The 3312-nt window shown below is 67.2% G+C and carries 2 protein-coding genes; both read right to left on the bottom strand.

Annotation, left to right across the window (positions count from 1 at the left end; translation table 11 throughout):
- Nucleotides 1-3 precede the first annotated feature (3 nt).
- Nucleotides 4-2223 (bottom strand): excinuclease ABC subunit UvrB, encoded by a 2220-nt coding sequence (gene uvrB, locus JHC81_RS14140; protein WP_292175745.1) that lies wholly within the window; start codon nucleotides 2221-2223, stop codon nucleotides 4-6.
- A gap of 223 nt (nucleotides 2224-2446) precedes the next feature.
- Nucleotides 2447-3312 (bottom strand): hypothetical protein (locus tag JHC81_RS14145; RefSeq protein WP_292175743.1); only part of this gene is annotated, 866 nt, incomplete at its 5' end.

Raw genomic sequence — 3312 nt, forward strand, 5'->3', positions numbered from 1 at the left:
CCCCTACCGCCCCTTCCGGAACGCCTCCGCCTTCTCCGCCGCCGCCTCGGCCCGCCAGCGTTTCGGCGCGGCCTTGTCGACCGCCTGCCCTTCCGCCGTCATGACATCGTTGGCGAACTCCAGGTCCATCAGCTTCATGCGCTTGATCTCGTCGCGCAGGCGGGCGGCTTCCTCGAACTCCAGGTTGGCGGCGGCGTTGCGCATGCGGCCTTCCAGGTCCTTGAGGGCGGCCTGGAAGTTGGAGCCGGTGAAGGGTTTGGCGGCCTCGGCCACGCCGGGGCGGGTCAGGCGATCCATCTCGCGGCTCTCGTAAGGGCTCGCCATGATCTCCTTGATGTCGCGCTTGACGCTTTCGGGCGTGATGCCGTGTTCGGCGTTGTAGGCCTGCTGCTTCTCGCGCCTGCGGTTCGTCTCGGCGATGGCGCGCTCCATACTGCCGGTCATGCGGTCGGCGTACAGGATGACCCGGCCGTCGACGTTGCGGGCCGCGCGGCCGATGGTCTGGATCAGTGAGGTCTCCGAGCGCAGGAAGCCCTCCTTGTCCGCATCCAGGATGGCGACCAGGCCGCACTCGGGGATGTCCAGCCCCTCGCGCAGCAGGTTGATGCCGATCAGGCAGTCGAAGGTACCCAGGCGCAGGTCACGCAGGATCTCGATCCGCTCCAGCGTGTCGACGTCGGAGTGCATGTAGCGGACGCGGATGCCCTGCTCATGCATATATTCCGTCAGGTCCTCGGCCATCTTCTTGGTCAGGGTGGTGACCAGGGAGCGGTAGCCTTGCTGCGCCACCGCCTTCACCTCGTCGATGACGTCGTCGACCTGGTTGCGGGTCTGGCCGCTGACCGGGCGGATCTCGACCGGGGGGTCGATCAGGCCGGTGGGGCGGATAACCTGTTCGGTGAAGACGCCGCCCGTCTGTTCCATCTCCCAAGGGCCGGGGGTGGCGGTGACGAACAGGGTCTGGGGCCGCATGGCGTCCCATTCGTCGAACTTCAGCGGGCGGTTGTCGATGCAGGACGGCAGGCGGAAGCCGTATTCGGCCAGGGTCGACTTGCGGCGGTAGTCGCCGCGGTACATGCCGCTGATCTGGCCCACGGTGACGTGGCTTTCGTCCACGAACAGCAGGGCGTTGTCGGGGATGTATTCGAAGAAGGTGGGCGGCGGCTCGCCGGGCGCACGGCCGGTCAGCCAGCGGGAATAGTTCTCGATGCCGGCGCAGGAGCCGGTGGCCTCCATCATCTCAAGATCGAAGCGCACGCGTTGCTCGAGGCGTTGCGCCTCCAGCAGCTTGCCGTTCTCGACCATCCAGTCGAGCGTCTCCTTCAGCTCGGCCTTGATGCCGGTCATGGCCTGGTTCAGCGACGGGCGCGGGGTGACGTAGTGGCTGGCCGCATAGACGGTGATCTCGTCCAGATCGGCGGTCTTCTTGCCGGTCAGGGGGTCGAACTCCTGGATGCTCTCCAGCTCGTCGCCGAACAGCTGGATGCGCCAGGCGCGGTCCTCCATGTGGACGGGGAAGATCTCCAGCACGTCGCCGCGCTTCCTGAACATGCCGCGCTCGAAGTTGAGGTCGTTGCGCTTGTACTGCAGCGCGATCAGATCGGCCCGCAGCTTGGCCTCATCGATCTGGTCCCCGACCTTCAGGGTGAAGGTCATGGCCGTATAGGTCTCGACCGAGCCGATGCCGTAGATGCAGCTGACCGAGGCGACCACGATGACGTCGTCCCGCTCCAGGATCGCCCGCGTCGCCGAGTGACGCATGCGATCGATCTGCTCGTTTATGGAGCTGTCCTTCTCGATGTAGGTGTCCGACTTCGGGACGTAGGCTTCAGGCTGATAATAGTCGTAGTAGCTGACGAAATACTCGACCGCATTGTCGGGGAAGAAGCTCTTGAACTCGGAATAGAGCTGGGCGGCCAGGGTCTTGTTGGGGGCCAGGATCAGGGCCGGGCGCTGGGTCTGTTCGATGACCTTGGCCATGGTGAAGGTCTTGCCCGAGCCGGTGACACCCAGAAGGACCTGATTGCGCTCGCCGGTCCTGGCCGTCTCGACCAGTTCGGCAATGGCCGAGGGCTGGTCGCCGGCGGGGGTGTATTTGGTCTCCAGCCGGAAGGGGATGTGCTTGCGGTCTGCGGGCCGGTCGGGACGGTGCGGGACCCAGTCGCTGGGCTTGCCAGGGGCCTCCTCCGGCGTCAGGCGCGGGCCGGTGACGGGGGCGAACATGGGCAGCTTGTTGGACGCCACCGCCGCATCGAAGATGAAGGGGGCCGACGCCTCCGCCACGCCCTGCGCCGACTGGCCGGGGACGTGGACGGGCTTGACGGGCTTGCCGGGGGTCGGAGCGGAACGGGCCATGAACACCATCTAGGCACTGGCGGGCCGCGATGCCAGCCGCAGGGCACCGCCCATGCTGACAGCGGGTGTCAGCATGGGCGGCACGATGGCATCAGCGACGGATGCGGGCGCGCAGTTCCAGCTCGCCGATGCGGCGATCCAGATAGGCGCGGTCGTCGGAGGACGGCTGGCTGCGGGCATAGGCGGCTTCCAGCCGGACCAGATCGCCGTGCTCGACCGCGATGTCGGCGGCCTCCGTACGACCGATGGCCGAGGCGTTGATGGAAAGCGCGCGCTCGATGTTGGCCAGGCGCGTGCGATTGTCGAGCGGCGCGGTCGAACCACCGCCATAGCCGACATCACCAACGCGGGCGTCCAGCGCGTCCAGGCGGCGTTCCAGATCGTCGCGCTCGCGGGCGCTGAGCGAGCCGTCGCGCAGATAGCCGGACTCGACCTGGATCAGGGCCTGGTAGTCGGACTTCAGGCGGGTGCCCTCGGTACGGGTCAGTCGGCGGTTGCGCACGGCGGTATCGACGCGGGCCTCGAACTCGACCCGGCCGCCGGAGACGGAGGCGTAGCCATTTCCGGAGCCGCTGTCGTTGCCATAGCCGCCGTCGGTGACGGCCTGGGTCAGACGGCTGTAGCGCTCGTTCAGGTCATTGCGCTCGGTCGCCGTGAAACGACCGTCCGAGCCGTAGCGGGTCTCCAGCTGGACCAGGGCGTCGTAGTCGGTCTTGAGCCGGTCGCCGGCATAGGACGACAGATCGCCCGACCGCACGTCCGCATCGATGCGGGCGTAGAACTGGTTGCGCTGGGTATTCAGCGGACGACGACCGGCGGCCCACTGGGCATCGACGCCGGTGGAGACGCCCAGGCGGTCACCGAACAGTGCCCCGAGGATGGCCCCGATCGCTTCCTGCTGCTGCGACGGCTGCTGCTGGGTCTGGGACTGGGTCGAGTTGTAGGGCGTCTGGGCCA

Origin of the sequence: Brevundimonas sp. (genome assembly GCF_016463295.1) — a bacterium.
GTDB lineage: Bacteria > Pseudomonadota > Alphaproteobacteria > Caulobacterales > Caulobacteraceae > Brevundimonas.